Source organism: Nitrospira sp. T9, from assembly GCF_052156535.1.
GTDB lineage: Bacteria > Nitrospirota > Nitrospiria > Nitrospirales > UBA8639 > Nitrospira_E.
In genome coordinates this window covers 322,501-349,415 of sequence record NZ_JBQKUP010000034.1, presented here as the reverse complement: position 1 = coordinate 349,415, position 26,915 = coordinate 322,501, and the positions used below count along the sequence as shown (strand labels likewise).

The window sequence follows — 26,915 nt, the reverse complement described above, 5'->3', positions numbered from 1 at the left end:
AGAGATTGAGGCAGAGGAAAAGGCTGGGACAATTGATTAACACAGTGAGTTACACATGGAGATGTTTCATCGCTGCTGCACAAAGAATGATAAATACTCCCATCCACAATGCTACACGCTGAAATGGAACCGGCTCTACGGCCATCTCTTCCAATTCCTCGCTTGTCTCACCACCTGTAGGTTCATTTTTAAAGATGATGGTGTACAGAAAAATGGTCAGAATTCCCAGCACCAACGCCAATTTGATGAAAAAGACTGTGAGGTATTTTGCATGATGGGCGACGTTTTCCCCCGACTGCATAACCATCCCCTCACTCACATAATGGAGATTGACTCCTCCAGTGAAAAGGATGACCACCAAAAGAATCCCGACTACCCGTTTATATTGCCGATAGAAGGTTTCAGATATTGGTCGGATAAATTGTTTTGGGACAGCGGTTTTAAGACTTGGCGTCACAGCCATCACAAGAAAGGCCAACCCCCCAATCCACACCACGGCAGACAGGAGGTGCAGCCAATGCACCAGGATGGGAATAATCTGATTAAGGTCGGTGAGAACTCCGAGGAGGGATTCCATTAGAACTTAAACACAGGTTTTTCATTCCCGAACCGACGCTTCCGAAGTTCTTCCATTAATTCAATCGTCACGGTTGAAAGGCCTTGTTCTACAGCATGACGCTCGACGCCTTTTTTAACCATGGCCCGTAAAAAATAGGGGATGCGACTGAGCCGTTCTTCCGCAGCAGCTTCCCATTCCACAGACGAGACTTCCGGCACATTGAAAGCCACTTTTATTTTCTCTCCCCCTTTGGGAGTGTATAAACACCATTCGTCCTCATCCATCGCATCCCCGTGGTCCACGTAGGGACGAGCACGACACCCTCCGCAAATTTCACTGTATTCGCAATCTCCACATTTGCCCTTAAGGTGTGGATAACGAAATGCATTGAAAACTTCCGAATTTTCCCATAAATCGACAAAGCTGGTCTGGCGGATGTTTCCTGCGGACAAGGGCATATATGGGCAGGGCGTGAGGTCACCGTTTGGCGTCACCCGCGCATAATTAGTCCCTGCCAGACATCCTCCTCCCATGTAGCCTTGGGCCTTGGTGATGGGAGAATTTGGGTCCTTTTCATAGGCCAGGCGTTTAAAATGTGGTGCACAACGCGCTCGAACCAACATGTCCTGGTATTTATCTTGGCTCTCCACCAAATAGCTCAAGACCTCTTCATACTGCGAAGGAGTGATGTCGGTGAGCTCTTCACCTCGTCCTGTGCACACCATGAAAAAGACATTTAAGACTTTGGCCCCCAAATCGTGCGACCAATCGATGACGGCTGGCAATTCCTTGTAGTTCATGGGCTGTGCACTGAAATGTACTTGGAATTGAAGGCCATTTCGTTTGCAGGCTTCAATACCAGCCATAGCCCCTTCCCATGCACCAGGTAAACCTCTAAACGCATTGTGTGTTGCTGAATCCAGGGAATCAATACTAATTCCTACGCCCATCACACCAATATCTACCATGGCTTTGGCCATTTTGTCGTCAATCAGCATTCCGTTCGTGCCGAATACGACCATAAATCGTTGTTCAACGGCATGACGCGCGATTTCAAGAATATCGGGACGAACCAACGGCTCGCCTCCGGTAATTACAAGAAGGCTTCCGGCATTGACTTGGGCAATCTGATCAATAAGACGGAAACATTCTTCTGTCGTCAATTCATCATGCCCACCGCCCATTTTTGTCGTGGCATCCAGGTAACAATGTTCGCACTTGAGATTGCATCGCTTGGTTAAATTGAGAGCCACCAGGTAGGGCTTAAAATCATCCACAGTTCGGCCGTCTCCAGGCCCCCCTGACTCTGGACGAAAATTTTCAAACTTTGTCACTGCGCTGGACCCTAACGAACTCAGCGTATTGAAGAATGAACTGATGACAGGGAGTGACTTACCCATTGTGGCTGGCTCCGGATTGGGCCTCAGAGGGAGCCCCCGCGCCGGTTAACTTGGCCACGATGTCCTTGACGTTTCCTGTTTTCATGGCTTCTTCCATAGTGGTTTTAGCCTGCTCAATGCCCTGGTTCGCTACATCCAGAGTTATAGTTGTGGTACCAATTTTTTCAGCATGCTTTATAATTAACGCTTTAGTACAATCCCGCATAAATCCAGCAGGAGCTCTTTCTAATCGTTGGAGAGCATCCGGCTCCCATATGTATGGGTCGGCTCCATTAGTGTCGCCAGTTTTATCATTATTAGATTCAGAGACCATAGTTGCCGTCTCCCCAGCCGTTTTATTGGCGAAAATTGGTGTGTAGTCTTCGCTTGCCGCTTCCTGAATCATCTCGCCTGAATATTCCAAGGTAATGGTGGTCATTCCAAGTTTCCTGGCGGTTTTTTCGATTTTTGCTTTTGCCCGTCGGCGTTGGAACCCAGCGGGAACGGCTCGAATTGCTTCACGAGCATCTTTCGTCCACTGCATAGGGATATCGTCATATGCCACTTGTGTTTCCAAGCCACCTTCGGCTTTGGCAGCCGCATCAAAAATAGATTTATCGACTTGTTTAAATTGCGCTCCATCTAAACCACAAACAGGACACATCACCGGATGGTCACCTTTCCCAATATATCCACAGCCACCACAGACGTAATAGTCTCTCGACATTCGAGCCAGATAGGATTTATTTCCTGCGCTCATAGGCTCAGAAACCTCTGCCGGTATTTCCTCCACCACCTGGGACATCATACCGCTCAATGTTGAGCCCATTAAGTCCTGCGCAACTTCATTGCCTGCCTGCATAGTATTCCGATCGACTCCGGCCGCATCGAGAGTACCACCTAGCGTTTTCATAGCGTCCATCGCACCCTTGGGTAAAATATCCCCAACCGCATCATCAATGACTGAATTACTGATGATGGTATGACCCTTTTCGATGGCATATCGATGTATCGCAGTCTTGGCCACTCCCCGCGCAAAGACCGGTATCTTCTCCATCCGTCTTAGGGCTTCTTCCGTCCAGGCAATTGTGTATTCGGCCTGTGTGTCTATCGGAGGAACAAACTTCTTATTGGATATTAATATATTACAAGGAGCTGAACGCAAAAGATTTTCGGCATTGCTGCCAATATCCATATCATCATCGCTATGCACCCCAATCCGTCCAACGATAAGCAGCCAGGGCTGCTCTTTTCGAACGTACTGAATAATTTTCTCAAACGCCTTGCCGTCAAGCAGAGTGGTCTTAATATCCTCCCCCTCATCCTGTGCAACATCGCGAGAGACATCCAGATGAGACTGGTAAATTTTCGCGAGTCCGCTGTCGATGACTTCCTCGTGAAGCTTTTCCTGCTCCTTAAATCGAAACACCTTCCCAGCCTCTTCATTCAGGACACCGGAAATACTGTGAAACGCCGCATAATGAAAATAGGGATCGAATGCTGATATCGCTTCTACCGGCTTATTAAGAGCCTTTCCCAAGGCGAGCGCGGTCTTCAGACCGCCAAAGGAGTAATGGCTCCCATCCACAGCTACTACAATTTTCCCACCATTCATGGGTTTGGTATCTTTCACAATAAACATGTCCGAATTACGAATCCGACGGATCACACGTTCCGTGTTGCTCCCGATCACAGAGTCCTTCACCGCACCGACTCCCAAAGCTCCCATAATGGTCAAGTCATATCCATTTTTGGTGATATCTTCCGCGATTGCTTTCCAGTTTCGCCCCTCCAGTGAACGTCGCTCCAGAGGTATGTTTGCTTCCGCGCATTTCTGGTCGACAAAATCCAAATACGAATCTGTGATTATTTGCAAGCCTCTGGTGATAAGGGAATCATGGATTTGGCGCTGGCGATCCAACTCTTTTTCGTCGTGATATTCCTCAGGAAGACCTGCCTCCATTTGTTTAAATCGCTTATCATGCATCTTGGCCGCATATACATGGCTTCCCACAATTTTCGATCCGAAAATTTTCGCGAACTGCACTCCCAGCTCCACAGCCATATTCGAATGGTCTGAATTATCAACCGGGACATATATTGTCTTGTACATCAACAAGCCTCCTTACAGATTTCCGCCAAAAAAAAAGCGGCACCAAACCCTCGTCTCCATCGCCGGGAAATTTTTATAAACAGATGTTTTTTCACATGAAATAAGAGCGGATCTTACCACTGGGAAATCTAGGTACGCAACCCAATGACCATTTCTACCTTGACATGAGTAAAATATAAAAAATCCTATATTTATCATATGCATTGAATGAATCATGTTAGCATTTTTCCAGTCCACTACGAATTCATGGAAAGCACGTCAAAACCCTCACCATTTATTGTGCCTAGCCCTTAGGTTACCCATGGACAAGTCATTGCGGTTACCAAGCTTTCACTAAACGAACCCCAATTTTATTCTCCTTTTTTTTAGAAGCGACGCAGGACTTAATCATCCGAAAAAGGAGCCTCGAATTGCCAAAGATGGCAGCTAATGCTGCAACCTACCCATAGAGTCACATACGGCTTGAGACCCAGGCAAATCAATCGAAATGGGGAAAGCCATTCATTAAGGCCATCACCCTTTTTTAATCTTTACGAGAACTTTGCATTAGAGAAATTTTATGTTTTACTGATCTTTAGCCGAAAACAAAGGACGAAACCAGGAAAGCCTCAAGTTTTTCGGTCCTAGCCAACCCAAAAATTGCGGATAGGGGTTTAATTGCGCTAAATTAAGTGTTTTGCGCTTTGCTTTATTCACCAACTGAGACCATATCGTTCTGGGCATGTGGGCTCAAGCAATTGGTTAGGGGGAACTCTTGATGAGACAAACCAATTTTCTCTTTACTTCCGAATCGGTTACGGAAGGGCATCCGGATAAGATTGCCGATCAGATTTCCGACGGTATACTTGACGCAATCATTGCAAAAGACAAGAACTGCAGGGTGGCCTGTGAAACCATTCTGACTACAGGAATCGCCTTTGTGGCCGGAGAAATTTCCACCAGGGCGTATGTAGAAATTCCTGAGATTATTCGTGAGACGATTCGTGAGGTGGGGTATACCGATGCGACATGGGGATTTGATTACAGTACCTGCTCGGTGTTGACCGCCATTCATAACCAATCGGGCGACATTGCCATGGGTGTGGATTCAGGTGGCGCTGGCGATCAAGGGTTAATGTTCGGATATGCCTCGAATGAGACCCCTGAACTCATGCCAATGCCCATAATCCTGGCACACCGTTTAACCAGAAAACTGGCAGAAGTTCGAAAAAAGAATATTCTCCCCTGGGTTCGGCCTGACGGAAAGTCACAGGTGACGGTCGAATATAAAAACGGAAAACCCATTCGCATTGACACCATCGTCCTTTCCACCCAACACAGCGATGCGGTCACCTCAAAGAAAATCGAAAAAGATGTGATGGAAAAAGTCATTATTCCCGTCATGCCTAAGAAATTTTTCAATCCAAAAAATATCAAATTCCACATAAATCCCACTGGACGATTTGTCACTGGTGGCCCCATGGGAGACACCGGACTGACTGGACGAAAAATCATCGTAGACACTTATGGCGGGGTTGGCAGTCACGGAGGAGGAGCTTTTTCCGGAAAAGACCCCAGCAAGGTAGACCGATCAGCCTCATACATGGCGCGATATATTGCTAAAAATGTCGTTGCCGCCCAATTGGCAGAAAAATGTGAAGTGCAATTGGCCTATGCCATCGGGGTTGCAGAACCAGTTTCTGTTTTGGTTGATACCAAGGGCACAGAAAAAGCGTCAGTTGAGCAGATCGAAAAGCTCATCATCAAACACTTTCCGTTGACTCCCAGAGGTATCATCGAGCATCTCAAGTTGCGCCGCCCGATTTACAAAAGAACTGCAGCATACGGACATTTTGGGCGAAACGAACCAGGTTTCACCTGGGAAAAAACCGACATAGCGAATGCACTCAGAAAAGGTGCAGGCCTATAACTTTTAAGCGCTTCGCCTTTTGAGTAAGGGGGATTTAAGTCCCCCTTCTTGTGTCCAGCATCTTCAATCATTCATCCTGAGAAGGGGAAGAAATTTCTATGAGCACCGCAACTATGACTAAAGCCGCCGCAACTGACTATAAAGTTGCGGATATCCGTCTGGCCGATTGGGGACGAAAAGAATTATGCATTGCCGAAACAGAAATGCCGGCATTGATGGCCCTTCGAGAGAAATATCATGACTCCCAACCATTAAAAGGGGCCAAAATTCTTGGCTGCATTCACATGACTATTCAGACCGGGGTGTTAATTGAAACGCTCATCGAACTAGGAGCTGAAGTTCGCTGGTCTTCCTGTAATATCTTTTCAACACAGGATCATGCCGCCGCTGCCATCGCCGCAAAGGGAATTCCTGTATTTGCCTGGAAGGGTGAAACGGAAGAAGAATATGAGTGGTGCCTGGAACAAACCATTTTAAAAGATGGCCAACCGTGGGATGCCAATATGGTTCTTGATGACGGTGGGGACTTGACGATGATGCTCCACCAAAAATTTCCAGCCATGTTAAACCGTATTCATGGAATTACTGAAGAAACAACCACCGGGGTCCATCGCTTACAGGAAATGTTAAAAAATGGCACGCTAAAAGTTCCTGCCATTAATGTGAATGATTCGATCACCAAATCAAAAAATGATAACAAGTATGGGTGCCGACACAGCTTGAATGACGCGATCAAACGTGCGACTGATCACCTCCTGTCAGGGAAAAAGGCCCTCGTAATCGGGTACGGCGACGTCGGAAAGGGCTCGGCTCAATCGCTTCGCCAGGAAGGCATGATTGTCAAAATTTCAGAGATTGATCCCATTTGTGCCATGCAAGCATGCATGGATGGGTACGAAGTGGTCTCTCCCTATAGAAGTGGGATCAATACAGGCAAGGTCGAAGACACCAACTCTGACCTTCTCCAAAACACCGATATCGTCGTCACAGCTACCGGCAACTTGAATGTCTGCGATTCAGCCATCCTGCAATCCTTGAAATCTGGGGCGGTCGTTTGCAATATCGGACACTTCGACAATGAAATCGATACTGCCTTCATGCGTAAGAACTGGAAATGGGAGGAAGTAAAGCCTCAGGTGCATACGGTCTATCGTGACAAAGCCAACAATGATCACCTCATTTTGCTGTCCGAAGGGCGCTTGGTGAATTTGGGAAATGGGACCGGGCATCCATCCCGAGTTATGGATGGTTCATTCGCCAATCAAGTCCTCGCTCAAATTTACCTCTACGAGCGGAAATTCGCCGACCAGAAAGGTGGACCAATTACGGTGCAGGTTTTACCGAAACATCTCGACGAAGAAGTGGCAGCCCATATGGTTCGAGGTTTTGGAGGGGTTATCACTAAACTCACTCAAACACAGGCTGATTATATTCACGTACCAGTCAACGGACCGTTTAAAGAGGACAGCTACAAGTACTAACATTTACCTTATGGTAGTTTTGATATTTTTCCCAGTGACCTCTTCACAGGGAACATAACAAATGGTGATAGTGTTTCTACAAAATTGATTGCGAATTCAAAAATTACCACAGACATTAGCATTGAGGGGGCCTTGGCTTGACAGGGCCCCTAGCTTTCTTCAAACAATCTGGTATCCTATTCATATGAATGGTATCAAGATTGATTGCTGCTATAGTATTGCCTCTTCCCAACTAAATTGGTACATTAATCTCTCAAACCACTCTTTTACACGGGAAAATCAAATCCCGTGTTAGTCGGTTTCAACAACCCACTTTCGTATATGTAAAAGAGATTTCAATCCTAAGGTTTTATTTCACTAACAAATCTATCACCGTTGAATTTCCCATCCAGGCATGGGGAACATGTTCTTAGGTGACTAGAGATATAAGAGGACTTAGACAGCTATGTCACGAACGTTAGACCCCTCCTTAGCCGGAACTCCGCAACGAGACTACCCCACAATGATTCTGTTTGGGGCAATTGTCTTGACCACAATCGTCGGGCTCCCATTGTATGCCTACTTTTACGATTTCTCCTGGGTAGACTGGACCATGTTTGTCATGCTTTACCTATTTACCGGATTAGGCATTACTGTAGGCTATCACCGGTTAATTACCCATAGGAGCTTTAAGTGCCCAAACTGGATCAAAGCCATTTTCTTAATCGCAGGCGGTATGGCGTTAGAAAACTCAGCACTACGATGGGCCAGCGACCATATTAGACACCATGCCCGGTGCGACCAGAAAGAAGATCCCTATAACGCCACCCTGGGTTTTTGGCACAGTCATTGTGGCTGGATTTTCTGGAAAGATCCCAATCGTGATCCCAAATATGCCACCCGGCTTTTGCAGGATCCTCTGATTTTGTGGCAAGACAAATATTACCTTCCCATTCTTTTGTCTGGACTTGTGCTCCCGTTCGTCGTGGGGCTTTTGTACAATGGGTGGATTGGGGGTGTCGGGTGCTTCCTCCTAGCTGGGCTCGCACGTACCTTCTTTGTCCTAAATTCAACATTCTTCATTAATTCCATTTGCCATATCTGGGGTGATCAACCCCATGGAACATCTGATTCGAGCCGAGATAGTTGGTGGATATCATTACTCACATTTGGAGAGGGATATCACAACTATCATCATATGTATCAAAGTGACTATCGAAATGGAGTTCGCTGGTATAATTTTGATCCATCCAAATGGCTTATATGGACGTTGAGCAAATTAGGCTTAGCCTATGATCTTCGTCGCCAGGCTCCTAACCAGCCGTAACGACATTTAGCATTTAGAGGCTCCTCCGGCCTGGATTGGACTCTCGGACGGAGCCTCCTCACCTGCTTTTTGTTTGCTGGCCAATCTCTCACACATCTCATTATTGCGCACATAAGAAGTCGTGTGATAAATTCGCCTGCATTCACGCGGGTTTTTGACAATATGATTACAAGTGAACTTCAACAAAATACGGGTAGATTTCTGATGAATACCTATACCCGCCTACCCATTTCTCTTGTTCGAGGAAATGGATGTCTGGTGTATGATGCAGAAGGCCGGGAATATCTCGATTGTCTCGCGGGGATTGCCGTCAATATCCTAGGCCATGCCCAACCGGATCTTGTGGAGACCATCACGCGACAAGCCCGGCAACTCATTCATACCTCCAACCTGTTTTATACCGAACCCCAAACCAGACTGGCCCAAAAGCTGGTGGAACTGTCTTTTGCGGACAAAGTGTTCTTTGGTAATAGCGGGACAGAGGCCAACGAGGCCGCTATAAAGTTAGCCAGGAGATATGCACACAACACCTTTGGTCCGGAACGGTTTGAAATTTTGACCATGGTGAATTCCTTTCATGGACGAACATTGGCGAGTCTCACTGCAACCGGCCAGCCAAAATTACAAGAAGGGTTTGGACCGCTTGTTCCTGGATTTCGATATGTTCCATTCAATGATCTGGAAGCGTTGAAAACCAATATAACTCCCCAAACGGCAGCTGTGATGCTAGAACCCATTCCGGCTGAAGGTGGGATCATGGTTCCCCATCCTTCCTATCTGAAAGAACTTCGAGAGTTCTGCACAGAGAAACAAATTCTTCTGATTTTTGATGAAGTACAAACCGGGATGGGTCGTACGGGGACGTTATTTGCTTATGAGCAGTTCGGAATTCAACCCGACATTATGACGTTGGCTAAAGGCCTGGGGGGAGGTCTCCCCATTGGAGCCTGTCTAGCTACCGACAACGTCGCAGCGGCATTTGAACCAGGCACTCATGCCTCCACGTTCGGAGGCAACCCTTTAGCCTGCGCGGTAGCCTTAAAAGTCTTGGAACTCCTCATTGAAGGCGGAAAACTTGAACAAGGGCTGGTTGCCGGTCGCTATTTAGCCAAAGGACTTAGCTCCCTGAAAGAACAATTCTCCTGCATTCATGAGGCCCGCGGCATGGGCCTCCTCCAGGGTTTAGAATTAACCATTGACGGAAAACCTCTCGTCCTGGAATGCCTTGAGCGACGGGTCATAATCAACTGCACTATGGGAAAGGTACTCCGATTTGTGCCTCCCTTGATCATCAGTAACGCCCAGATTGATCGTCTCCTGTCCGTCCTCTCTGACGTTCTTTCCAAGCATCGATAAATCATGTCGTCACCAAGGCAGCCTTCTCGTACCCGAAAATCCACCCCTTCCGCACAGCGCAAGAAGAGGATGGCCCTTCCCAAGGACTTGCTGACGGTGGCCGATATTCCCAGGGATACGATTCATCATCTGATTACTCTTGCTCAAAAGATGAAGGCTGCCCGAAGACAGGGGCGCACCACCTTTCCGTTGAAGGGCAAAACGTTGGGTCTTATTTTTGAAAAACCCTCTACGCGGACCAGGGTTTCGTTTGAAGCCGGGATGAATCAACTTGGTGGACAAGCCATTTTTCTAGCGTCCGAAAAAATTCAATTGAGCCGTGGAGAAAGTTTAGCCGATACGGCAAAAGTTCTCACGCGATATTTGGATGGACTCGTCGTAAGAACCTTCAACCAAGCCTCCCTAGAAGAATGGGCCCGACATACCTCAATTCCTGTCATCAATGGGTTAACGGACGATTGTCATCCCTGCCAGGCATTGGCTGATCTTTTGACCATTGTCGAACACAGGGGCCACGCGAAAGGCTTAAAGCTGGCATACATTGGAGACGGAAACAATATCACACACTCCCTCATCGAGATCGGGTCAAAGGTCGGCATGCACGTGATCGTAGGATGCCCAAAAGGCTATGAACCTGATCCCCGCCTCGTTGAGGCGGCACAAAAAGAAGGCCAACAAACAGGTGCCAGAATTGAAATTACCCATGATCCTAACATTGCCGCAACGGACGCTGATGTGATCTATACAGATGTGTGGATCAGCATGGGCCAGGAACACCAGCAGAAACCACGCATGGAAGCTCTGGCGCCCTATCAAGTCAACGGGAGACTCATGCAGCAGGCAAAACCCGATGCCCTCCTCATGCATTGCCTGCCGGCCCATCGGGGAGAGGAAATAACCGAAGACGTGCTGGACGGCCCACAATCAGTCGTTCTGGATCAAGCCGAAAACCGCCTACACATCCAAAAAGCTATTTTGCTTCAATGGTTAGGAAGATAGCCTTCATGAAGAAACGCGCCGGCGCGACCTCCCTCAACACCCGATCCCGTTCTTCAGCATCTCCTCAACCAAAGCCGCCACAAAAAACCGGAGATCAAAAGCTCTGGGGAGGGCGATTTCAAGGTCAAACACATCAACTAGTGGAAACGTTCACAGCCTCGATCAACGTTGATCGCCGCCTGTATGAATACGACATTGAAGGCAGCATCGCCCACTGTAAAACGTTACAACGGGCCAAGGTTTTGCCGCAGCGAGAATGCCAAACCATTATTCGAGGACTCGTGACCATTCGGGAGGACATTCGCGCCGGTCGCCATCAATGGAAGACCGAAGATGAAGATGTGCACATGAGCATTGAACGGCGGCTGACTGAGCTCATTGGGCCAGTTGGCGGAAAACTCCACACCGGCCGAAGCCGGAATGATCAAGTCACCCTGGATCTTCGACTCTACCTCAGGGATACCCTCCAACACCTGAGCAATGATCTTCGTGTACTACAACAGTCCCTCGTGACGCTCGCTGAGCGGTATATGGGCGTGATGATGCCGGGCTATACACATTTACAGAGGGCTCAGCCCGTTCTCTTTTCGCATCACGCCCTAGCCTATGTTGAAATGGTTGAGCGGGACAAAGGGCGTCTCCATGATGCCTTGGTTCGAATTAACGTCATGCCGTTAGGTTCCGGTGCGTTAGCTGGAAACAATTACCCGATCGACCGACACTATACCGCTTCCTTATTACATTTCCCTCGCGTGACCCAGAATAGCCTGGATGCCGTGTCTGACCGAGATTATGTCATTGAGGTGCTTAGCGCTTGCGCCATCGTGATGATGCACCTCTCTCGTTTAAGTGAGGAGCTGATTTTATGGTCATCACAAGAATTCCACTTCACAGATCTTCCCGACGGGTTTTGTACAGGCAGCAGCATGATGCCACAGAAAAAAAACCCAGACGTCCCTGAACTGATCCGCGGAAAAACCGGTCGGGTCTATGGACATTTGTTCAGCCTCCTGACCACTTTAAAAGGATTGCCTCTCAGTTACAATCGAGACCTTCAGGAAGACAAAGAACCGTTGTTTGACACATTGGATACCGTGACGATATCGGTTAATATTTACGCAGAACTCCTGGCTCAACTAACGATACGACCTGAGCCTATGAAAGAGGCGGTGTCTCAGGGTTTTCTACTTGCCACGGAGTTGGCGGACTATCTGGTTAAAAAGGGAATGCCTTTCCGTGAATCCCACCACGTGGTGGGAAGTCTGGTACGGGAGTGTTTAGCGAAAGGGAAGGATTTGGGACAACTCACCCAACAGGATTTACTGAATGCCTCCTCGTCCTTTGACCCCAAAGCATTTCAAATTTTAACTCCCGAAGCTGCGATTAACAGTAAAAACATTGTAGGTGGTACCGCTACAGCCCAAGTCACAAAACAAATCAAGGGTTGGAAAAAATCATTACAGGCCGAAATGAAACGTTCGATGAAAAAACAGTGAGCGGCATGAGGAAAATCTTAAAGACTACTTCCAGGTACTTCCTCATTTTTTGCATACTGGCGCTCTTCTTCTCCTCAGGTTGCGGAGCAGTGGGCCCTCCCATTCCCCCAGAAAAAGTTGGCATTGAAGCCAAGAGACTCAAGCAACAGCAAGATCGGGCTAAAACTGAGGAAGCCTTTGACCAGGACCCCCTGAATGTACCACTGGAAGAGGCAGTGGAATTACCCACCGTGTATCCTATCGATACCCGATAATACACAGGGATTTGTCCAGGGAGAACCTCACAAGGTAGAATGAGGTCCTCCACAGTCTCTCTAACTGTTTGTGGAGGTTAAAAGAATGGATACCTCTCTCACTCACGGTGAAATTCGTCCCAAACTCCTGTTGCTTGATCCCTATCCACGAAATAATCCCTATCGTATGACGGCTAGCGAGCGCCGGTCGATCTGGTTTCCAAAACTCAGCCTACCAGCGATTGCCGCCTATACTCCAACAACATGGGATGTCGAAATCGTGGACGAAGCCGTAAGGGATATCGATTTTGAGACTCCCTGTAATGTGGTTGGAATATCCATCATGACATGTTATGCCCCGAGAGCCTATGAAATCGCGGATGAGTTTCGTCGACGTGGGAAACCCGTCATTCTCGGAGGAGTGCACCCCACCTATTGCCCTGATGAAGCCCTTCGCCACTGCGACGCCATTGTCTGCGGGGAAGCCGAAGACCTTTGGCCTCAAGTCATCACCGACATCGAAACCGGGTCCTTGAAACGAATCTATCGCATGGACCAATTTCCAACCTTGAGTCATTACAAACCCCCGCGTATTGAATTGCTCAGCCCGGATTCTTATATGACCAGGCTTTGCACCTTCACGACGCGAGGATGTCATTTTGATTGTGAGTTTTGCAGCGTTTCGCCATTTAATGGCAAAACCACTCGACGCCGACCCGTTCCCGAAGTCATTGAAGAACTGAAACGAGCCAAAGAATGGCTTCGATCGGACATTATTGAACGAATGACCCGTGGGTCACTTTTCCACGCTCTAACAACCTCCCTGAAAATTTGGGTAGGGCTGGAAGAAGGTTCGATTGTTGCTTTTGTGGATGACCTGCACAACAGTCATCGTGCCTACTGCCGTGAGTTATGGCAGGCTCTGAAATCCCTCAACATTAAATGGGGCTGTCAGTCCACTCTCTTTCTTGGGGATGATCCTGAAATGGTACGATTGGCTGCCGATAGCGGTTGCGTATCGGTTTTTGTCGGGATGGAATCGTTGTCGGATGATTCGCTCGATGAAACCAATAAAGGATTCAATCAGGTGCGGAAATTTGAAAAACAAATTAAAATGTTTCATGACCATGGCATCATGGTGAATCCCGGCCTCGTGTTTGGATTTGATAATGATGACGAATCGGTATTCGAAACCGCCGTAGAATTTTTGACACGAAACAAAGTCGAATTGGCCTACTTTAATGTGTTGACCCCCCTTCCAGGGACGGCTTTATTCGAACGGTTTAAGCGGGAGGGCCGGATCATTGATCAGGACTGGTCGAAGTATGACGGGAAGCATGTGGTATACACACCCAAACGCATGTCAGCCGAGCAATTACAGGAAGGGTTTTTCTGGGCCAACCACCAGTTTTATTCCTGGCCCTGCATCTGGAATCGCATGGGGCATAAGAGCCAACGACTGATTCCCCGGCTTGAAATGAATTGGGAATTTCGAAAATTGATATACCGCACCACACCCAAAGGCGCTCTATCCCCCCTGGCTAAAGTCTTAAAAAATCTGCAAACCAATCTCCCGACATGTGAAACGCAGCAACTCGTTCCTAACGCTCTTCACCCTCAACCATTTCCTGACTCCAAACCCCAGGAGCTCTGTTTGAAAATGAAAGCTCGTCGTCACGATGCCTTTGCGGCTTTGTTCATTGATCTGGAGGGAACATTAGACCACCTGAATGCCAAAGAACTCTTGAAAAGGATTACACAAGCTGGACGGGACGCTAAAATGGATATCGTGGTCAACTTTGAGCATATAAAACATGCGACTCCGAAAGCTATTTACACGTTATTTGATGGGGAAATTCTCCGAGCCATCACCCCCCACACGAAATTACGGTATCGAAACTTAAAAGAAGCCTTTCAATCCATTGTTTCCGAAATCGCTCTTGAAAATTTGGACCTGTTTGATGAGGATATCCAGCATGCATGACTTTCACTACCAGGGAGACGAATTATTCTGTGAGGAGGTCTCCATTCACCAAATTACCGAACAGGTAGGGACTCCCTGTTACATTTATAGCCATCGGACATTGATTCGACATTTTCATGCTTTTGATCAAGCCTTCAATGCCATTCCACATATCGTGGCTTTTGCCATGAAAGCCAATTCGAATCTAACCGTCTTACGTCTCCTCGCCAAGGAAGGGTGTGGCGCAGACATCGTGTCTGGTGGAGAACTTTTCCGCGCGTTAACAGCCGGAATGGCGACCAACAAAATTGTCTTTGCCGGGGTCGGGAAATCCAAAGAAGAAATTCAATATGCATTGGAATCAGATATTCTGATGTTCAATGTTGAATCTCCAGGTGAATTGCAGCAGATCAATGAGGTCGCTGGTTCCATGGGTCTTCGCGCCAAAGTGGCGTTACGCATCAATCCGGATATTGATCCCCAAACCCATCCGTACATTTCTACCGGATTAAAAAAAAGCAAATTCGGAATTGGAGCGGACCGGGCACTTGAAGAATTTGACGCAGCCGGGAATCTTCCTCACATTGAAGTAGTAGGCGTTCACTCACACATTGGTTCCCAATTAACCCAGGTCACCCCATTTGTTGATGCCTTAAAAAAAGCGATCGCCTTAATTCAAACACTGCAATCCAAAGGTGTCCACATTCAGTATCTCAACATAGGCGGAGGACTTGGTATTACCTACTCGGACGAAACGCCTCCCCATCCCAAAGAGCTGGCTGAAGCTATTTCCCCGTTGCTACAATCCGTCTCATGCCAGATTATTATGGAACCGGGCCGGTCTATTGTAGGCAATGCGGGCATCTTGGTGACGAAAGTGCTGTATAACAAGGAAAGCGCGGACAAGCATTTTGTGATTGTCGATGCCGCAATGAATGATCTGTTACGACCAAGCTTATATGATGCCCACCACGATATTCAGCCGGTCTTAAAAAAAGAGTCATCCGCAGTCAACACGGTTGATGTAGTTGGACCCATTTGCGAATCAGGAGATTTTCTAGCAAAAGATCGAAAAATGCCCCATTCTCAACCTGGAGATCTCCTGGCCGTCATGAGTGCCGGAGCGTATGGATTTACAATGGCCTCAAATTATAATTCTCGGCCACGCGTCCCCGAGGTGCTCGTGAAAGGGAAGGACATCACAGTCATTCGAAAACGAGAAAGTTATGAGGATCTCATTCGAGGCGAAACCATTTCAGAATCCTTCTCGAATTGATTTTTTGATTTAAAGTCTTGTATTGGTTCGCCAAGGCGTTCGCCGGTTTGTCGTTACCAACACAAAAATTCCCTACACCAAAAGATTGAGGTCAGAATTATGTTCAGCGGTTCGTTAGTCGCTATTGTCACCCCATTTTCGAAGGGAAAATTCGATGAAAAGGCCATGGCCGATCTCATCGAATCCCAAATTTCTTTTGGGACCCATGGCATTGTACCTTGTGGGACGACAGGCGAATCAGCCACCTTGACCCCGGAAGAGCATGAACGGGTCGTTTCATTCACCGTAGAAGTGGTGAATAAGCGGGTTCCTGTCATTGCCGGAACAGGCTCAAACTCTACAGATGAAGCCATTACTTTTACGAAACATGCCAAAGCCGTGGGTGCCGATGGGGCTTTGCTCATTACCCCGTATTACAATAAGCCCACACAGGAAGGGCTTTATCGTCATTTTGCCGCTATCGCCAAAGCCGTCGACTTCCCACAGATCCTTTACAATATTCCAGGGCGGACCAGCATCAACATGTTGCCGACCACGGTGAGCCGCCTGTCGGAAATTCAAAATATTATTGGCATCAAGGAAGGCAGTGGATCTCTCCAACAGGTGTCCGAAATTATACATCAATCCCGACCTGGCTTCCTTGTGCTCTCAGGCGATGATCCCTTGACACTCCCTATGATCGCCCTCGGCGGGAAAGGCGTGATCACCGTCACCGCCAACGTCGCCCCGACCGATATGGCAAACATGGTGAACGCCGCACTAAAAGGTGACTACGAAACAGCGAGACTCCTTCACTACAAACTCTCCCCCGTATTTGGAGCATTATTTTTAGAGACTAATCCCATTCCTGTAAAAGCGGCTCTGGCCATGATGGGAAAAATGTCAGAAGAAGTTCGACTGCCGCTTACCCCACTTGCTACGGAATTTCGACCAGCACTTCAAGAAGCCTTGAAACAAGCCGGAGTGCTCTGAAGAAAGAGAACACATGATTCGAACGATCATTACCGGCGCGGCCGGTCGAATGGGCATGCGATTAGTCGCATTAACTCAGGGCACCCCTGGACTACAGCTTTCCGGAGCAGTCGAAGTAAAAGGGCATCCCGCCATTGGAAAAGATGCTGGCGAAGTCGCCCAATTCGGGCAAGTGAACATTCCGATCACCGACGATCTCCAAACCTGTCTTTCACAGGGTGATGTGGTGGTCGACTTCACGGCTCCTTCATCCTGTCTGGCCAACCTCCAGCAAGTCGTCAAATCCACCAAGGCCATGGTCATTGGAACTACCGGATTCACTGATCAAGAATTGGCCCAACTTAAAACATTCGCTCTCAAAATCCCCTGTGTGTTTTCCCCAAACATGAGTGTAGGGATCAATGTGCTCCTCAGCACCATCGGGAAAATCGCCAGATCTCTAGGTGAGCAGTACAACATCGAAGTAATCGAAGCCCATCACAATAAGAAAAAGGACGCCCCCAGCGGAACTGCCCTTAAACTGGCTGAGGCTCTGGCAGAAGGCATGGAATGGGATTTACAAGAAGTGGGCGTCTATACACGACATGGTATGACCGGCGAACGGAAAACTCGTGAAATTGGCATGCAAACCATCCGCGCAGGAGATATTGTTGGGGATCATACCATTTTATTGGGTGGGCCAGGAGAACGCATTGAAATAACCCACCGGGCCCATACTCGCGATACCTTTGCCCAAGGCGCGCTCCGGGCAGCTGAATGGGTAGCCCAAAAACCACCTGGCCTCTATTCCATGGCCGACGTTTTAGGCTTATCCTAAAAAACAATACTACTTCCCGAATTTATTCGCTATATCGGCATAAAAGATGACAGCCAACAAAAACTTCAATCACGCTTAATTATAAGGTATACCTCCTCAACAACAATTGCATGAGACCTATCCTCTCAAATGTCTCCAAGCCATTAGATCGAACACCTACTTATCCTGGCCCAAAAGGCTCCATTCATCCTATCGATACACAATTCTTTCATTGACAAAGCCGAAGAGCACGTGGTCTTATCGAAAGGGATTCAAGGACCACATTCACTCATCAACACTTCCCTTTGAATCTCACCGGACGAGGTAAGGGATTAGCGGAAATTTATCAGGTTTATGTAAAAAGGAGACTGGCTATAATGGATATTTTTGGAAAGATTCCTCTCGTGGAGATTCCGGTTCACGTGACCCCGGATCAAAAAAAATGGCTAGATAGAATGGTGGAAGAAGGGAAAATTGCCATTCCTCCAGGTGGAACACTGGAAAAAGGCTCAGTTATTTCTATGTTTCTCAGGATGCTCATCCACAATGCCATGGAAGAACAGATGCGCCAAGCCGCCATCGACGCCGAAGACGAAGAAGACGATGATGAATAGTTACATTCAACTCTTTTCCGTATGCCCTAGTGAGGAGATTTGAATTTGGAACCTGGAAGAGCCCAAGTCATATGCTTATTAGGTACAAGGAGAAATTCCTCTATATGGATCGAACTGCCAATGACTTTTTGTTGGTTTTCCCAGGAAGAGGAGGGGGGAGGGGTTGATAATGATAGGGGGCACCTTTTATCAAGCCTTTTATGGACCACGATGGTTTAAATTTAAAGTCCCCTTCGTCTTGCACCTTACATCCTTCACATAACGTTCCCCCAATCTGCCCCGCCAGGTAATTACGCCGGTACCCTGTATAGGTTTCCCCCTTCCACACACTTTCCACCGATTGATTAGTCACATTTCCGAAAACGGTTGTCCTTTCCCAATCCACGCAGCACAACACGACATCACCATTCCAAAGAAGATACGCCTGACCCATTAACCGATCACAATTGGTATACGGCTTCATTGGCTTAACATTTATGGCCTTGCCATCAACCCATGGATGAGACCGGTTTTCCAGGGTGTGAATTCTGACAATTACTCCGCGAGAATTCCAATAATCCCGTATTTCCCCCAATTCCTGATCGAGGGTTGCGGTGTGAACCATGGTCACGGTCACAACCGGCTTCTTGGATTTTCTTCGCCTTTGAAGTTCAATAAACTCATTGACCCGATTCAGATGGATTTCCCAATCAAGGTTCCCCATGCTAGTTTCATAGGTCTCCTTCCGAATACCGTGAAAACTAATCATCAGACTATCAAGCCCGCTCTCAATTAAACGTTCGCCCATTTCTGATGTCAAATAAGTGGCATTGGTGCTAATACTCGTACTAGTTTCTTTCCTCTTTCGTTCCGTGATGTAGCGGATGAGATCTGGAAGCCGAGGATCCGCTAACGGTTCATTCATCAGGTACGGGCTAATCCTTCTCACCGGATGCTGGACGACCTCGTCCACAATCTTTCTGAAAAGATCCTCACTCATGCTCCCCATCGAAAGTCGGTTTGTCGTATGACCGTTTGGACAAAATTGACACCGGGCATTACAACCGGACAGGGTCTGTATTTGAACGGTCTTGGGAAATGGTGGGACCGGACGTTCCCCATTAATCCAATGTTTAACGATTGAACCGATGAAACCATCATTATCCGATTCAAGATAATATCGTTTGGCCACACGGTTACCTCACAATAGATAATTTTGGATGTCCCTCATGCCCGCATGCTGAATGAAATTGGACAAGTGTGGCTCATTTATGAGCTTACACACTCCTGTCAAAACCATCTAGAAATTTCCCCCGTCCATACCCCAAAGGAGAAGTGCCCGGCAGTTAAGCTTTCATCGCCACCAGTCACGCGTCCTTAGCAGCAGAGGCTTGCGCGCCAAGCATGCGCCACTATCGGCCTAACCGGAAGCCCCTCGTAAACCGCAGTCCAATCGCGGAGCAACCCACTGCCGTCGTTAAACACCGAATGCAGTCGAGAGCTCGGCAGAACTCCCTCGAAGCCGAGGCCGACAACCAATATGGGTTGCATTTCCCTCTTGCCGAACCCCCAACTCAATGCTTCCCCTGCATAAGTTTTTTGAGGCTTTCGTCGTTAGTTTATCCATAGGCTTCCTCTTCATCCGAAGAAGGAAAATTGGGAGTTTATACAAAATCTTCTTTTCCAAAAGTTCCTTAGAATTTCGTTCCAGTCTTAGGCCAATTTGGCGCAGACCGATTTGACCTCCGTATAGAGATTCAAGGCCTCGTGGCCCATTTCCCGCCCCCAGCCGGATTGCTTGTACCCGCCAAATGGGAGTGACGCATCAAAAATATTATGGCAATTAATCCAAACCGTTCCAGCCCGTAATTGCGCGGCAATGCGATGGCCCTTACTCAAATCTTTTGTCCAGACCGCTGCTGCCAATCCATAGATATTATCATTGGCCTTGGCGATCACTTCTTTTACTTCCGTGAAAGGTTCAGCGCACACCACAGGGCCAAAAATTTCTTCCTGAATAACCTTCATGGTTGAATTGGTATTGACCAGGACGGTCGGTTCAACAAAATACCCTTTGTCTCCAGACCGTTTTCCACCCGCAACCGCTTGAGCACCTTCGGCAAACCCCGACTCCAAATATCCCAGGACACGGTGTTGCTGTTCATCAGAGACTAATGGCCCCATTTGAGTGGCAGGATCTAGTCCCGGTCCTATCTTAATTTGTTTGGCTTGATCGGCAACCCCTGCCACGACCTTGTCAAAAATGCTCTTTTCCACATACAGCCGTGAGCCTGCGGCGCAACATTGCCCATGATTAAAGAAAATCGCACTCGCTACTCCGGGTATTCCCGTTTCCAGATCAGCATCCGGCAAGACGACACTTGGTGATTTCCCGCCAAGTTCCAATGTGACTTTTTTAAGATTCCCTGTCGCAGCATTCACAATAAGTTTGCCGACTTCGGTCGATCCAGTAAATGCAATTTTATCCACATCAGAATGCGCAGCTAAGGCCGCACCTGCGGTTTCCCCATAGCCGGGAACAATGTTCACGACTCCTTCGGGAAATCCCGCCTCGATGAACAACTCGCCCAACCGCAATGCCGACAAGGGAGTTTGTTCAGCCGGTTTCATCACTATAGTACATCCCACGGCCAACGCCGGTCCAAGTTTCCATGCCGCCATTAACAGAGGAAAATTCCAAGGAATAATTTGCCCGACAACTCCAACCGGCTCACGAAGAGTATAGGCCAGGAATTGAGTCCCAGGCATATAGGGAACCGAAATGGGAATGGAATTGCCCTCAATTTTTGTGGACCATCCCGCCATGTATCTAAACAAATCAACAGCCAATGGCACGTCTGCTGCCCGCGCCATGGTTAACGGCTTGCCGTTATCCAAAGACTCTAACTGAGCAAATTCTTCTATATTCGACTCCAGAAGGTCCGCCAACCGCCATAGGAGTTTGCCGCGGTCAGACGGCGTCATCTTTCGCCATGGGCCTTGTTCAAAGGCCTTTCTGGCAGCTTTCACGGCAAGATCAATATCAGCCTTGTCGCCTTCCGCCACCTCCGCCATTACTTCACCCGTTGAAGGATTAAACGTGGAAAATGTTTTGCCTGATTGTGCGTTAACCCACTGACCATTAATCAGCATTTTTCGTGGATGGGACACAAAAGATTGGACAGCCGGATGAAGCCGTTCAGTTGAAGTCGCCATACTCATTGGGGTACCTCCTTTTTTTTCGGAAAAATCATCTGTATCGGATTTCAAGAACCAGGCATATGAGTTGCCTTAAAAATATAAGGTGGTTGAAAATCTGATTTTGTCGCTGGCACCCTTCTTGACGTCGGCTTCACCTATGACTCCAAGGATTTCGAACTACCTCTTATTATGGCGACGATTCAATATCTAGTGCAAACCCTAGTCCGTTAGGTTGTCCTTTGGCGTCAACAAACCATTTTTTGGCAATCTTTTGAAATTGGTCGTGATACGATGCCTTGCCTACTATGCGAAATTTTCCAAAAAATTCCATTATTTCCGATAGATATAGACAGGTAGTGGAGTTAAAGAATACCTGCTAATTGTTTCCAGAATTTGCAATCACGCACTGTTGAATATTTTTTAAGTAAGTGACAGAACTCCCCCACGAGGAAAAATAATGGAGTGCTCAAGAAGAATCATCCCGCAAGCCCGTCGCGGCTTTGGCAAACGGAGGTTACGGCTGAATACGTTGTAAGCTTCCCCAAAATATGGACAGGCGAAAAGTAGAGCTTTCTGGCATCATTCACCCAGGAGGTTCTCATGAAAACGAGTCGATTCAGCGAAACACAGATTTTTGCCATCTTGAAACAAGGCGATGCTGGAGTCAAAGTCAAAGACCTGTGTCGGGAACATGGCATCAGCGATGCCACCTACTACAACTGGAAAGCGAAGTACGGTGGGGTGGAGGTGTCGGATCTCAAGCGGCTCAAGGAAACCGAGAGCGAACTCGCGAAGCTCAAACGGATGTATGCGGAGCTGGCCCTAGAGAATCAAGCTTTAAAGGATTTGCTTGAAAAAAAGTTCTAACGCCGTCCGACAAACGGGCGGCGGTCACGACGATGCGAGAGACTCATGGCCTCTCGGTGGTCCGCAGTTGTCAGGCGGTGGGCCTGTCCCGCTCCTCCTATTATCAAACACCTTTTGATTGGCAAACCCGGGACAAGGAAATTATTGACGCCCTGAATCAGATGGTGGAGGCGCATCCGCGCTGGGGGGTGTGGAAATATATCGACCGACTCCACGCCTTAGGCCATCCCTGGAATCACAAACGCATTCATCGGATCTATCGTCAATTGGGGTTGAATCATCCCCGACGCACGAAACGCCGCTTACCCACGCGACCCTCGATCTCCGTGTTCGTTCCGGAGGCCCCGAGCGAAATATGGTCAGCCGACTTTATGAGTGATGCGTTGTATCACGGCACTCGTTTTCGCACGTTCAATATCATCGACGATTTCAATCGAGAGGTCTTAGCCATTGAAGTGGATACCTCTCTGAGAGCTGAGCGGGTGATTCGGGTGTTAGACCGCCTGAAAGCGGAGCGGGAGTTACCGCACATGATCCGAGTGGACAACGGGCCAGAGTTTCTCTCACAGCAGCTTCACGAGTGGGGCAAGGCCAATCGGGTGTTGATTTATCACATTCAACCCGGCCGCCCAACACAGAATGCCTTTATCGAGCGCTTCAATCGTACCTATCGGAATGAGGTGCTCAATCTCTATCTGTTTCGCAGTTTGGAGCAGGTGCGTGAACTCACGGCAGAGTGGATCACCATCTATAATGAACACCGACCACATGACGCGCTACAGGGGGCGGCTCCGTGTACCTATCACAACCCAACACCGGAAAACTCTACTTATGAACTGTCCGCTTGACGGGGAAGCTTACAGGAAGCTTACAACGTGAGCACGACCAAGGGCGAGAACCACGCCGGCATGGTTTTTAACCATTCCCAATCAGGACAATGGAAGGAAGGCATCCTTCGGCCATTCATAGCAGAAAAGACTGATAGGTAAACCATGGGGAGTTCTGCTTGGCAATCAATAAACCAAACGCCAAACCATATTATGGCTCTGCAACAATAAGGAGATTATCTTAGTGTAGGAAAGACCTCTTGTGCGGCAGCTATCGTCTGATGAATGTGCCTATTGGTGTGAGCCGTTGAGAGCAACATGGCTTCAAATTGAGAGGGAGCTAAATATATTCCATGATTGAGCATTCCATGAAAAAATTTTGCGTATCGCACGGTGTCTGACTTTTTGGCCTCGGCGTAATCAGTGACAGGTCCTTCGGTAAAAAATCCACCCACCATGGAGCCAACTCGAGTTTGATAGTAGGGAATCCCTGTTTTCTTAGCTGCTTCTCCTAATCCCTCGGCCAACACTTTGGATCTTTTTTCTAATTCTTTATAGACTCCAGGTGTTTGAAGGATTCGGAGTGTCTCTAGTCCGGCAGCCACTGCCACTGGATTTCCAGAGAGAGTTCCGGCCTGATACACAGGACCAGCCGGGGCAATCATTTGCATAATGTCCTTGGCGCCTCCATATGCTCCAATGGGCAAGCCTCCCCCGATGATTTTCCCTAAAATCGTGAGGTCAGGTATGACTTTATAGAGGGCTTGCGCTCCTCCCGGATCCACTCTAAAACCAGAAATGACTTCATCGAAAATTAAGAGAATATCGTACTTTTTAGTGATCATTCGGAGCCATGGCAGAAATTCATCCGACGGAGGAATCACGCCCATATTTCCTGCAATAGGCTCTACAATAATTGCGCCCAAACTTTGTGCATGTTTATGAATGAGTTTTTCGGTAGTTTTAATGTCGTTATATGGCGCGGTCAGTGTATGGCGGGCAAACGATTCTGGTACGCCAGGGCTATCAGGTATCCCTAGCGTAGCCACGCCTGATCCGGCTTTAACGAGCAAATGGTCGGCATGCCCATGATAGCAGCCCTCGAATTTCAATATTGAGTCACGTTTAGTGTAAGCCCTGGCTAAACGAATTGCGCTCATAACGGCTTCCGTCCCTGAATTTACGAGACGGACTTTTTCAATTGAGGGAACCATTTTGATAATAGTTTTGGCTAAGTCCACTTCTCCTTCGGAAGGGGCTCCATAGCTCGTCCCGCGTTTTGACGCACTGATGATAGCCTTTAATACCCGCGAATTAGCATGCCCAAGAATCATAGGCCCCCAAGATAAAACATAATCCAAAAATTTATTGCCATCCACGTCCTCTAACACTATTCCTTTAGCTTGCTTAATGAATAAGGGATCTCCCCCGACTGAGCGAAAAGCTCTGACGGGACTGTTAACACCCCCTGGAATAAATGAATTCGCTCGTTGAAATAATGCACGGGACCTTGTTGTTTTCACGAAATTTTCCTCAATCTTTTAAAATCAATTAAATAGGTTATTTGAGCCGTCTTCCCAAAAGCAAAACCTACCCAAGCACTTTCAAAAATTCATACCATTCCAAAGAATTCAAAATTTTAATTTTCTTATTATTCTAAACATTCATAACTCCCCAAATTTATCAAGAATGGTTTTTTTATTCTCCTTCAGTCTGACTCCAACTTTACAGAGCTTCAACCATACCACTACTTTTTTCCCAGAGAAACAACCAGCCATCCAATTTTTCCCATCTTTTACTATTCAGAACTTAGAAACGTTTCGAGACCGGTTCCAATTATATATTTTCTATGTAGCTTCAAATTTTAGACGTAAACAATTGTCGCAACTATTAAATTTTTCCTGCCTTCTTTTCATGCCTGCAGTGCAAAATTTTCCTATTTATTTTTATAACTTTTAACCGAAAATTTTAGAATACCGTCAACAATCAACAATTTTTAATCATATTGGGATGAACCAATGTATTGTGAACAACGGAGAAAGAATAAAATAACAATTCTTGATTGTTTTGGAAGATTTGATGAGGGAGATACAAAACAATTTATTCAGTGGCTTGAACAATTACAAAACCATGGCATTCAACATTTAATATTAAATTTGTCTCCTTTGTACTATTTGGATCCTAAAGTGGTGAATCTCCTTTTTTTTGCACAGCAATTTCTTCAAGCTAATTCAGGTACATTTTCATTGGTAAGCCCACTTAGTTCGGTAAGGAATGAACTTGTTCGAGGAAAAATTCCTCATACCATACCCACATTTGATACCATGTATGATGCTATGCATCGCCCACACTGTGCTTATAATGAATGTTCAACTTAGTATGGACTTCTTTGAAACAGAAAAGCCCAGGGATGATAAATCCCTGGGCTTTTCCTATTTAAATCTCGGCAACGACCTACTTTCCCACAGCCTCACGGCTGCAGTATCATCGGCCCTGGAGGGCTTAACTTCCGTGTTCGAAATGGGAACGGGTGGTACCCCTCCGGTAAGGTCACCGAGAAAGTGTTTGTGAATAGTAAATAATTTAAAAAATTTTAATTACGCAGATTTTTTTAAATCAAACTCACATATTCACTTAGACCATGTCTATCAAGAACAAATGTTGTTAAGTCGCACGGCCGATTAGTACTGGTTAGCTTCAGGCCTCACAGCCCTTCCACACCCAGCCTATCAAACTCGTAGTCTACAAGTGGCCTTTAGGGAGGTTACCCTCCGTGTGATCTAATCTTGAGGCTAGCTTCCCGCTTAGATGCTTTCAGCGGTTATCTAAACCGGACATAGCTACCCGGCACTGCCGCTGGCGCGACAACCGGCACACTAGCGGTCCGTCCATCTCAGTCCTCTCGTACTAGAGACAGACCCTCTCAAATCACCTCCGCCCACAACAGATAGGGACCGAACTGTCTCACGACGTTCTGAACCCAACTCTCGTACCGCTTTAACGGGCGAACAGCCCGACCCTTGGGACCGGCTTCAGCCCCAGGATGCGATGAGTCGACATCGAGGTGCCAAACTTCCCCGTCGATGTGAACTCTTGGGGGAAATCAGCCTGTTATCCCCGGCGTACCTTTTATCCGTTGAGCGATGGCCCTTCCACGCAGAACCACCGGATCACTAAGCCCGACTTTCGTCCCTGTTTGAGCTGTCGCTCTTACAGTCAAGCTCCCTTTTGCCTTTACACTCAATGGCTGATTGCCGACCAGCCTGAGGGAACCTTTGGGCGCCTCCGTTACCTTTTGGGAGGCGACCGCCCCAGTCAAACTACCCACCAGACAATGTCCTCACCCTGGATGACAGGGCCAAGTTAGAATGTCAGAAAAGCAAGGGTGGTATTTCAAGGTTGGCTCCACGAAAGCTAGCGCTCCCGCTTCATAGCCTCCCACCTATCCTACACATACTCGCCCAACACCCAATGTCAAGTTGTAGTGAAGGTGCACAGGGTCTTTCCGTCTAGTTGCGGGCACCCGGCTTCTTCACCGGAACAACAAGTTCGCTGAGTCTCTCCCCGAGACAGCGCTCCAGTCGTTATG

The 26,915-nt window shown here is 47.6% G+C and carries 20 protein-coding genes and 2 rRNA genes (1 of these 22 running past the window's edge); 14 read left to right on the top strand and 8 right to left on the bottom strand.

Annotated features, from left to right (window positions below):
- Positions 1-49: 49 nt before the first annotated feature.
- Genes ACTRXD_RS10150 through ACTRXD_RS10140 form a run of 3 tightly spaced genes read right to left on the bottom strand, consistent with a single transcriptional unit; the run spans position 50 to position 4,051 of the window.
- Entirely contained in the window at positions 50-577 is a 528-nt protein-coding gene (locus ACTRXD_RS10150) for a hypothetical protein (RefSeq protein WP_312742562.1), read from the bottom strand.
- A complete protein-coding gene (locus ACTRXD_RS10145; RefSeq protein WP_442431690.1) occupies positions 577-1,959 on the bottom strand; it encodes a radical SAM protein in 1,383 nt (460 codons plus the stop codon). Before ACTRXD_RS10145 ends, ACTRXD_RS10150 begins: the two co-directional genes overlap by 1 nt.
- Positions 1,952-4,051: a universal stress protein gene (locus ACTRXD_RS10140; protein ID WP_442431689.1), complete on the bottom strand. Its 2,100-nt coding sequence runs from the start codon at positions 4,049-4,051 to the stop codon at positions 1,952-1,954. The genes ACTRXD_RS10145 and ACTRXD_RS10140 overlap by 8 nt, the downstream gene beginning before the upstream one ends.
- Positions 4,052-4,808: 757 nt before the next feature.
- Here ACTRXD_RS10140 and metK point away from each other — a divergent pair.
- The 12 genes from metK (at position 4,809) to ACTRXD_RS10080 (ending at position 18,452) form a co-directional block, all read left to right on the top strand.
- On the top strand, positions 4,809-5,960 hold the full coding sequence (metK, locus tag ACTRXD_RS10135; protein WP_442431688.1) for a methionine adenosyltransferase: 1,152 nt from the start codon (positions 4,809-4,811) through the stop codon (positions 5,958-5,960).
- A gap of 98 nt (positions 5,961-6,058) precedes the next feature.
- Positions 6,059-7,441: an adenosylhomocysteinase gene (gene ahcY / locus ACTRXD_RS10130; protein WP_442431687.1), complete on the top strand. Its 1,383-nt coding sequence runs from the start codon at positions 6,059-6,061 to the stop codon at positions 7,439-7,441.
- A gap of 445 nt (positions 7,442-7,886) precedes the next feature.
- Complete coding sequence (locus ACTRXD_RS10125) at positions 7,887-8,747, top strand: acyl-CoA desaturase (RefSeq protein ID WP_442431686.1); 861 nt, start codon at positions 7,887-7,889, stop codon at positions 8,745-8,747.
- A gap of 162 nt (positions 8,748-8,909) precedes the next feature.
- Positions 8,910-10,103 carry an aspartate aminotransferase family protein gene (locus ACTRXD_RS10120; RefSeq protein WP_442431685.1) on the top strand — a complete coding sequence of 398 codons (1,194 nt, stop codon included), beginning with the start codon at positions 8,910-8,912 and terminating at the stop codon, positions 10,101-10,103.
- 69 nt (positions 10,104-10,172) lie between these two features.
- On the top strand, positions 10,173-11,102 hold the full coding sequence (gene argF / locus ACTRXD_RS10115; protein WP_442431684.1) for an ornithine carbamoyltransferase: 930 nt from the start codon (positions 10,173-10,175) through the stop codon (positions 11,100-11,102).
- Positions 11,103-11,107: 5 nt separating this feature from the next.
- On the top strand, positions 11,108-12,598 hold the full coding sequence (argH, locus tag ACTRXD_RS10110; protein WP_442431683.1) for an argininosuccinate lyase: 1,491 nt from the start codon (positions 11,108-11,110) through the stop codon (positions 12,596-12,598).
- A gap of 5 nt (positions 12,599-12,603) precedes the next feature.
- Complete coding sequence (locus ACTRXD_RS10105) at positions 12,604-12,852, top strand: hypothetical protein (RefSeq protein ID WP_442431682.1); 249 nt, start codon at positions 12,604-12,606, stop codon at positions 12,850-12,852.
- Between the two features lie 85 nt (positions 12,853-12,937).
- The gene (locus tag ACTRXD_RS10100) at positions 12,938-14,815 is read left to right on the top strand and encodes a B12-binding domain-containing radical SAM protein (RefSeq protein ID WP_442431681.1); all 1,878 of its coding nucleotides are present in this window, start codon (positions 12,938-12,940) and stop codon (positions 14,813-14,815) included.
- Positions 14,808-16,070: a diaminopimelate decarboxylase gene (gene lysA / locus ACTRXD_RS10095; protein ID WP_442431680.1), complete on the top strand. Its 1,263-nt coding sequence runs from the start codon at positions 14,808-14,810 to the stop codon at positions 16,068-16,070. The genes ACTRXD_RS10100 and lysA overlap by 8 nt, the downstream gene beginning before the upstream one ends.
- A 99-nt stretch (positions 16,071-16,169) precedes the next feature.
- The gene (dapA, locus tag ACTRXD_RS10090) at positions 16,170-17,042 is read left to right on the top strand and encodes a 4-hydroxy-tetrahydrodipicolinate synthase (RefSeq protein WP_442431679.1); all 873 of its coding nucleotides are present in this window, start codon (positions 16,170-16,172) and stop codon (positions 17,040-17,042) included.
- Positions 17,043-17,055: 13 nt separating this feature from the next.
- The gene (gene dapB, locus ACTRXD_RS10085) at positions 17,056-17,859 is read left to right on the top strand and encodes a 4-hydroxy-tetrahydrodipicolinate reductase (protein WP_442431678.1); all 804 of its coding nucleotides are present in this window, start codon (positions 17,056-17,058) and stop codon (positions 17,857-17,859) included.
- 356 nt (positions 17,860-18,215) lie between these two features.
- Positions 18,216-18,452 carry a hypothetical protein gene (locus ACTRXD_RS10080; RefSeq protein WP_442431677.1) on the top strand — a complete coding sequence of 79 codons (237 nt, stop codon included), beginning with the start codon at positions 18,216-18,218 and terminating at the stop codon, positions 18,450-18,452.
- Between the two features lie 100 nt (positions 18,453-18,552).
- On the opposite strand, the gene ACTRXD_RS10075 is transcribed toward ACTRXD_RS10080, so the two are convergent.
- Together ACTRXD_RS10075 and ACTRXD_RS10070 are read right to left on the bottom strand one after the other, a co-directional pair.
- Positions 18,553-19,623 (bottom strand): radical SAM/SPASM domain-containing protein, encoded by a 1,071-nt coding sequence (locus ACTRXD_RS10075; protein ID WP_442431676.1) that lies wholly within the window; start codon positions 19,621-19,623, stop codon positions 18,553-18,555.
- Positions 19,624-20,144: 521 nt separating this feature from the next.
- Positions 20,145-21,653, bottom strand: coding sequence for an aldehyde dehydrogenase family protein (locus tag ACTRXD_RS10070; RefSeq protein WP_442431675.1), 1,509 nt, complete (start codon positions 21,651-21,653; stop codon positions 20,145-20,147).
- A 579-nt stretch (positions 21,654-22,232) separates the two neighbouring features.
- Between ACTRXD_RS10070 and ACTRXD_RS10065 the strand changes: the two genes are divergently transcribed.
- A protein-coding gene (locus ACTRXD_RS10065) for an IS3 family transposase (RefSeq protein WP_442431674.1) occupies positions 22,233-23,347 on the top strand; the annotation gives its coding sequence in 2 pieces (ribosomal slippage) (positions 22,233-22,494 and positions 22,494-23,347; 1,116 coding nt in all).
- Between the two features lie 215 nt (positions 23,348-23,562).
- Here the strand turns inward: ACTRXD_RS10065 and hemL are convergent.
- The gene (gene hemL / locus ACTRXD_RS10060) at positions 23,563-24,849 is read right to left on the bottom strand and encodes a glutamate-1-semialdehyde 2,1-aminomutase (protein ID WP_442431673.1); all 1,287 of its coding nucleotides are present in this window, start codon (positions 24,847-24,849) and stop codon (positions 23,563-23,565) included.
- A gap of 495 nt (positions 24,850-25,344) precedes the next feature.
- Between hemL and ACTRXD_RS10055 the strand changes: the two genes are divergently transcribed.
- Positions 25,345-25,704 (top strand): STAS domain-containing protein, encoded by a 360-nt coding sequence (locus tag ACTRXD_RS10055; RefSeq protein WP_442431672.1) that lies wholly within the window; start codon positions 25,345-25,347, stop codon positions 25,702-25,704.
- A gap of 63 nt (positions 25,705-25,767) precedes the next feature.
- Here ACTRXD_RS10055 and rrf read toward each other — a convergent pair.
- Positions 25,768-25,884, bottom strand: a 5S ribosomal RNA gene (gene rrf, locus ACTRXD_RS10050).
- A gap of 102 nt (positions 25,885-25,986) precedes the next feature.
- Positions 25,987-26,915, bottom strand: a 23S ribosomal RNA gene (locus tag ACTRXD_RS10045); it runs 2,081 nt beyond the window's last position.